The organism is Acinetobacter sp. YH12252, from assembly GCF_013417365.1.
Classification (GTDB): domain Bacteria; phylum Pseudomonadota; class Gammaproteobacteria; order Pseudomonadales; family Moraxellaceae; genus Acinetobacter; species Acinetobacter towneri.
The window spans coordinates 21727-28084 of the sequence record NZ_VPEA01000018.1 but is presented as its reverse complement, the minus strand read 5'-3'; the positions used below and the strand labels follow the sequence as shown (position 1 = coordinate 28084).

The 6358-nt window shown below is 36.1% G+C and carries 5 protein-coding genes and 1 pseudogene; 4 read left to right on the top strand and 2 right to left on the bottom strand.

The window, feature by feature from the left end:
- A pseudogene (locus FTV28_RS12390) lies at positions 1-467 on the top strand (IS1-like element ISAba3 family transposase); the annotation flags it as partial.
- 173 nt (positions 468-640) lie between these two features.
- Positions 641-1111 carry an AraC family ligand binding domain-containing protein gene (locus tag FTV28_RS12385; protein WP_020753607.1) on the top strand — a complete coding sequence of 157 codons (471 nt, stop codon included), beginning with the start codon at positions 641-643 and terminating at the stop codon, positions 1109-1111.
- A gap of 28 nt (positions 1112-1139) precedes the next feature.
- On the opposite strand, the gene FTV28_RS12380 is transcribed toward FTV28_RS12385, so the two are convergent.
- Together FTV28_RS12380 and erm(B) are read right to left on the bottom strand one after the other, a co-directional pair.
- Positions 1140-2215 (bottom strand): IS3-like element ISAba20 family transposase gene (locus tag FTV28_RS12380; protein WP_087514472.1). Its coding sequence is split into 2 segments (ribosomal slippage): positions 1140-1963 and positions 1963-2215, totalling 1077 coding nucleotides; the frame shifts between segments, so codons are not numbered across the junction.
- Positions 2216-2776: 561 nt separating this feature from the next.
- Complete coding sequence (erm(B), locus tag FTV28_RS12365) at positions 2777-3529, bottom strand: 23S rRNA (adenine(2058)-N(6))-methyltransferase Erm(B) (protein WP_154320141.1); 753 nt, start codon at positions 3527-3529, stop codon at positions 2777-2779.
- Between the two features lie 372 nt (positions 3530-3901).
- On the opposite strand from erm(B), the gene msr(E) reads away from it, so the two are divergent.
- Both msr(E) and FTV28_RS12355 read left to right on the top strand, forming a co-directional pair.
- Positions 3902-5377 carry an ABC-F type ribosomal protection protein Msr(E) gene (msr(E), locus tag FTV28_RS12360; RefSeq protein WP_000052512.1) on the top strand — a complete coding sequence of 492 codons (1476 nt, stop codon included), beginning with the start codon at positions 3902-3904 and terminating at the stop codon, positions 5375-5377.
- A 55-nt stretch (positions 5378-5432) separates the two neighbouring features.
- Positions 5433-6317, top strand: a complete 885-nt coding sequence (locus tag FTV28_RS12355; RefSeq protein WP_000155092.1) for an Mph(E) family macrolide 2'-phosphotransferase — start codon at positions 5433-5435, stop codon at positions 6315-6317.
- The last annotated feature ends 41 nt before the right edge of the window (positions 6318-6358 follow it).

The window sequence follows — 6358 nt, the reverse complement described above, 5'->3', positions numbered from 1 at the left end:
AAAGTTTTACGTACTTTAACTGAATCAACCTATGAAATTCAGCCTCAGCAAAGTCATTATGAATCTCTCGAAGTAGATGAGTTCTGGAATTTTGTTGGAAATAAAAAGAATAAACAATGGCTTATTTACGCCTATCATCGAGAAACAGGTGAAATTGTTGCTTATGTTTGGGGTAAACGAGATTTAGCTACAGTCTAACAATTGAAGACAAAGCTTAAACAATTAGATATTCACTACACCCGAATTGCAAGTGATCATTGGGACAGTTTCATCACTGCTTTTAAAAATGGTAAGCAAAGTATTGGTAAATTTTTTACTGTAGGTATTGAAGGCAATAATTGCAAAATAAGGCATAGAATTAGGCGTAGCTTCAGAAGAAGCTGTAATTTTTCAAAAAAGCTTGAAAACCATTTTAAAGCTTTTGATTTAGCCTTCTTTTCTTTTACATCAATAATGGCTTCATTTAAAGGCAGCATACTTTTTGAAGCACCACCAAAATTTTATGTTAAGTAGAGACTAAAAATGCCCTTGATTAAGGGCTTACAAGGGCATTTTGTATAAGGTGTATTATGTTAATTTTAGAATTTCTTCATTAGATAATTTTTGATAAGCTAAATCCATTAGGACTAATTAAGTAAATATGAGCAATTGGGTCAATGTCACACAGGATAAGTCTACAGGTATAGAACTAATTCATGCCCACTTCAAAGGCTTTGCATACGATCCTCATCTACACTCAAGTTATCTTATAGGGGTAACAGAGTTAGGACATCAACAATTCAATTGTAGAAAAAAAATTATTGATAGCTATCAAGGTCAAACTTTCATGCTTGAACCTGAAGAAGTTCATGATGGTAATGCACCAGATCCTCTCGGCTTCACTTATAAAATGATGCATTTAGATCCAGCATGGTTAAAAAAAAGCTATGAAGGAATATTTAATGAGCCTATCGAACTTGCTATCGAATCAACCCTACGTTCTGATCCTCAACTTTCACATTTGATACTTTCAACCTACAATATATTGAATAACAATGAATCTCAATTGATGAAAGATACGTATTTAGATCTTTTATTAGAAAACTTAGGTAATACCCCCATTTTTAATTGAATTAATGGGTAGAAAATCTAAAGCCTTGTTATTGTTTAAAAATAGGTGGACAACCATTTACTGACATATGAGGTCGTTCATGATTATAAAAGTACTGCCAGTCAGTTGTATAGTCCTGCACCTCGCTCAGATCTCGAAATAAATATTGATTTAGACACTCATAACGTACTGTACGATTAAATCGCTCAACATATGCATTTTGCTGTGGATTGCCTGGTTGAGTAAATACATGCTCAATACCATGCTGATCACACCACTTTTCCATCAGCTCACTTATATACTCTGGGCCGTTGTCGGTTCTAATGCGTTTAGGTTTGCCTCGCCATTCAATGAGCTGATCAAGTCCTCTCAGTACACGTTCTGCTGGCAATGAAAAGTCAATCAATATATCCAATGACTCGCGATTATAGTCATCAATCACGTTGTGAACTCGATAACTACGTCCATCACTGAGTTGATCATGCATAAAGTCCATTGACCATGATTCATTCTTAGCTGTCGGTACTGCAAGGGTTTCTGGCTGTTCTCGTTTAATCCGCTTATTAGGCTTGATTCTTAAATTAAGCTCAAGCTCCTTATAAATGCGATAGACACGTTTGTGGTTCCATTTGTATTTTTTAACATTACGCAAATACAGGAAACAAAGCTTGAAGCCCCATGTTTTATGATCATTGGTTAATTGAATCAACCATTCGGCAATCTGTTGATTCTCTTCATCTAAACGAGCTTTATAGCGATAACACGTTTGACTGACTTTAAAAATTAAGCAGGCCATGCTGATTGAAATCTTAAATTGCTCAGTAGCTTGCTGAGCAAGTGACTTTCGCTGAACAGGCCTTAAAACTTTTTTAAAAGTGCATCTTGCAAGATGTCTGACTTTAGCCGCTCATCAGCATACATGCGTTTTAAACGGGCATTTTCAGCCTCAAGTTCTTTAAGCCGCGTCATCATTGAAAGATCCATGCCGCCATATTTGGACTTCCACTTGTAGAATGTAGCAGAGCTCATACCATGTTCGCGGCACAAGTTCGGTATGGGTGTTCCTGCTTCAGCTTGCTTCAAGATACTCATGATCAAGCTGTCTGAATACTTAGATGTTTTCATAGAAAATCTCCTTAAATCAAGGTTATTCGATTTTCTACTTTTAAACTCAATTATTTTTAGGGAGGATTACCGTTTGCTTGGTTATAAAAAAGTGGAGAGATTAAAAAGCTGCAAGGGCGATCTATGATCGTGCATTTACCCTTGCGGTCTTTTTTGAACGAACTATAACCAGAAAAAGCAAAGCCCTTAGCACACTAAAATATTAGGTACGTCAAGCGGTATCTTGGATAGTAAAATCGAACGGAAAAAAAGCACTTGATATACTTATCAAGTGCTTTCCTAGCCTTTATGTTCGTAAATAAACCACTTGTAACTTGTAACTTTTTTCATGTTACAAGTTACCACTCGTGGTAGTTACCACAAAGCCACATGTTAACATTAAATAATGTTAAGCATTTCATGGAAAAGCTTTTCTATAATCTTTAAGGCTTCTTGTGTACTTCTTGCTAGTCTAGGGACCTCTTTAGCTCCTTGGAAGCTGTCAGTAGTATACCTAATAATTTATCTACATTCCCTTTAGTAACGTGTAACTTTCCAAATTTACAAAAGCGACTCATAGAATTATTTCCTCCCGTTAAATAATAGATAACTATTAAAAATAGACAATACTTGCTCATAAGTAACGGTACTTAAATTGTTTACTTTGGCGTGTTTCATTGCTTGATGAAACTGATTTTTAGTAAACAGTTGACGATATTCTCGATTGACCCATTTTGAAACAAAGTACGTATATAGCTTCCAATATTTATCTGGAACATCTGTGGTATGGCGGGTAAGTTTTATTAAGACACTGTTTACTCTTGGTTTAGGATGAAAGCATTCCGCTGGCAGCTTAAGCAATTGCTGAATCGAGACTTGAGTGTGCAAGAGCAACCCTAGTGTTCGGTGAATATCCAAGGTACGCTTGTAGAATCCTTCTTCAACAATCAGATAGATGTCAGACGCATGGCTTTCAAAAACCACTTTTTTAATAATTTGTGTGCTTAAATGGTAAGGAATATTCCCAACAATTTTATACCTCTGTTTGTTAGGGAATTGAAACTGTAGAATATCTTGGTGAATTAAAGTGACACGAGTATTCAGTTTTAATTTTTCTGACGATAAGTTGAATAGATGACTGTCTAATTCAATAGACGTTACCTGTTTACTTATTTTAGCCAGTTTCGTCGTTAAATGCCCTTTACCTGTTCCAATTTCGTAAACGGTATCGGTTTCTTTTAAATTCAATTGTTTTATTATTTGGTTGAGTACTTTTTCACTCGTTAAAAAGTTTTGAGAATATTTTATATTAAAATAAGCCTTATATCCAAGCATAAAACAAGGTTGTCTAGACTTCTTTTAACAGTAAAGTTATCATAAAACTGAATTTTATTTTTTAGGTAAGTTTATGCATTCTATCCGCATTCGTTAAGACACAACTATTTGCATAGTGACACTATTTTATAATGGTGGGCTTTTGTTGTGTCTTTAAGAATATATGCGGATATATAAAGTAAAAGTATGCTTAATTTATAAGTATGCTTTTAGTGCATAGTTTCCAGTTATAACTTAATTGACTAGCTATTTGTCCACCCTGTGGATGAATAGCTTTTTTTTTGGGAGGACACTGTGATGCTAGCTTTTGTTTTCACCTAAATCCTGTTTGCTGCATAAAAAATTTCAAGAGCTAAACAGGAGTAAATAAAAATGAGTTTAATTATTAAAGCGAGAAACATACGCTTGGATTATGCTGGGCGTGATGTTTTGGATATTGATGAATTGGAAATTCACTCTTATGACCGTATTGGTCTTGTGGGTGATAACGGAGCAGGAAAGAGTAGTTTACTCAAAGTACTTAATGGCGAAATTGTTTTAGCCGAAGCGACATTACAGCGTTTTGGTGATTTTGCACATATCAGCCAACTGGGCGGAATCGAAATAGAAACGGTCGAAGACCGGGCAATGTTATCTCGCCTTGGTGTTTCCAATGTACAAAACGACACAATGAGTGGCGGAGAGGAAACTCGTGCAAAAATTGCTGCCGCATTTTCCCAACAAGTACATGGCATTCTAGCGGATGAACCAACCAGCCACCTTGATCTCAATGGAATAGATCTACTTATTGGTCAACTTAAAGCATTTGATGGAGCATTACTTGTTATCAGTCATGACCGATATTTTCTTGATATGGTTGTAGACAAGATATGGGAGTTAAAAGACGGTAAAATTACGGAATATTGGGGTGGTTACTCGGATTACTTGCGTCAAAAAGAAGAAGAGCGACAACACCAAGCCGTAGAATATGAGCTGATGATGAAGGAACGGGAGCGATTAGAATCTGCTGTGCAAGAAAAACGCCAGCAAGCTAATCGATTAGACAATAAGAAAAAAGGAGAAAAATCCAAAAACTCTACCGAAAGTGCTGGACGACTTGGGCATGCAAAAATGACTGGCACCAAGCAAAGAAAACTGTATCAGGCAGCTAAGAGTATGGAAAAGCGTTTGGCTGCATTAGAAGATATTCAAGCACCAGAGCATTTGCGTTCTATTCGTTTTCGTCAAAGTTCAGCCCTAGAACTGCACAATAAGTTCCCGATTACGGCAGATGGTCTGAGCTTAAAATTTGGTAGCCGTACTATCTTTGATGACGCTAACTTTATAATACCGCTTGGCGCTAAAGTCGCTATAACTGGATCGAATGGAACAGGGAAAACGTCCTTGTTAAAAATGATATCAGAACGTGCTGATGGATTAACCATATCTCCAAAAGCTGAAATTGGCTACTTTACACAAACAGGATATAAATTTAACACGCATAAATCTGTGCTCTCCTTTATGCAGGAAGAGTGCGAGTACACAGTTGCGGAAATTCGTGCAGTATTGGCTTCAATGGGGATCGGAGCGAATGATATTCAAAAAAACTTATCCGACTTATCGGGAGGTGAAATCATCAAACTGCTTTTATCCAAAATGCTTTTAGGAAAATATAATATTTTGCTTATGGATGAACCAGGAAACTATCTTGACCTAAAAAGTATTGCCGCATTAGAAACAATGATGAAGTCCTATGCAGGAACTATTATCTTCGTATCTCATGACAAGCAATTGGTCGATAATATTGCTGACATTATCTACGAGATCAAAGACCACAAAATCATCAAGACTTTTGAGAGAGATTGTTAATGATAGCCAATCTAATCCGAACATTAATTATTGAACTCTTTAAAGGAAATTAAAAATGACAATTCAAGATATTCAATCACTTGCTGAAGCACACGGCTTGTTGCTTACGGACAAAATGAATTTCAATGAAATGGGCATTGATTTTAAGGTCGTTTTTGCTCTTGATACAAAGGGGCAACAATGGTTGCTGCGTATTCCTCGTCGTGATGGCATGAGGGAACAAATCAAGAAAGAAAAACGCATTTTAGAATTGGTAAAAAAACATCTTTCTGTAGAGGTTCCTGATTGGAGAATTTCATCTACAGAATTAGTGGCTTATCCCATACTTAAAGATAATCCTGTTTTAAATTTGGATGCTGAAACCTATGAAATAATTTGGAATATGGACAAAGATAGCCCGAAATACATAACATCTTTGGCAAAAACCTTATTTGAAATCCATAGTATTCCTGAAAAAGAAGTTCGGGAAAATGATTTGAAAATTATGAAACCTTCAGATTTAAGACCTGAAATAGCAAACAATTTGCAGTTAGTAAAATCTGAAATTGGTATAAGTGAGCAATTGGAAACCCGCTACAGAAAATGGTTGGATAATGATGTTCTATGGGCAGATTTCACCCAATTTATACATGGCGATTTATATGCTGGGCATGTACTAGCTTCAAAGGATGGAGCTGTTTCAGGCGTTATTGATTGGTCAACAGCCCATATAGATGACCCAGCGATTGATTTTGCTGGGCATGTAACTTTGTTTGGAGAAGAAAGCCTCAAAACTCTAATCATCGAGTATGAAAAACTAGGGGGTAAAGTTTGGAATAAACTATATGAACAGACTTTAGAAAGAGCAGCGGCCTCTCCTTTGATGTATGGTTTATTTGCCTTAGAAACTCAAAATGAAAGCCTTATCGTTGGAGCAAAAGCTCAGTTGGGAGTTATATAATTTAAAAATATGATTGCTGAGAACTGCCTTGTTTTGAAACT

Coding starts and splice junctions, on each gene's coding strand:
- FTV28_RS12385 (WP_020753607.1), top strand. CDS start 641: ATGAGCAATTGGGTCAATGTCACACAGGATAAGTCTACAGGTATAGAA.
- FTV28_RS12355 (WP_000155092.1), top strand. CDS start 5,433: ATGACAATTCAAGATATTCAATCACTTGCTGAAGCACACGGCTTGTTG.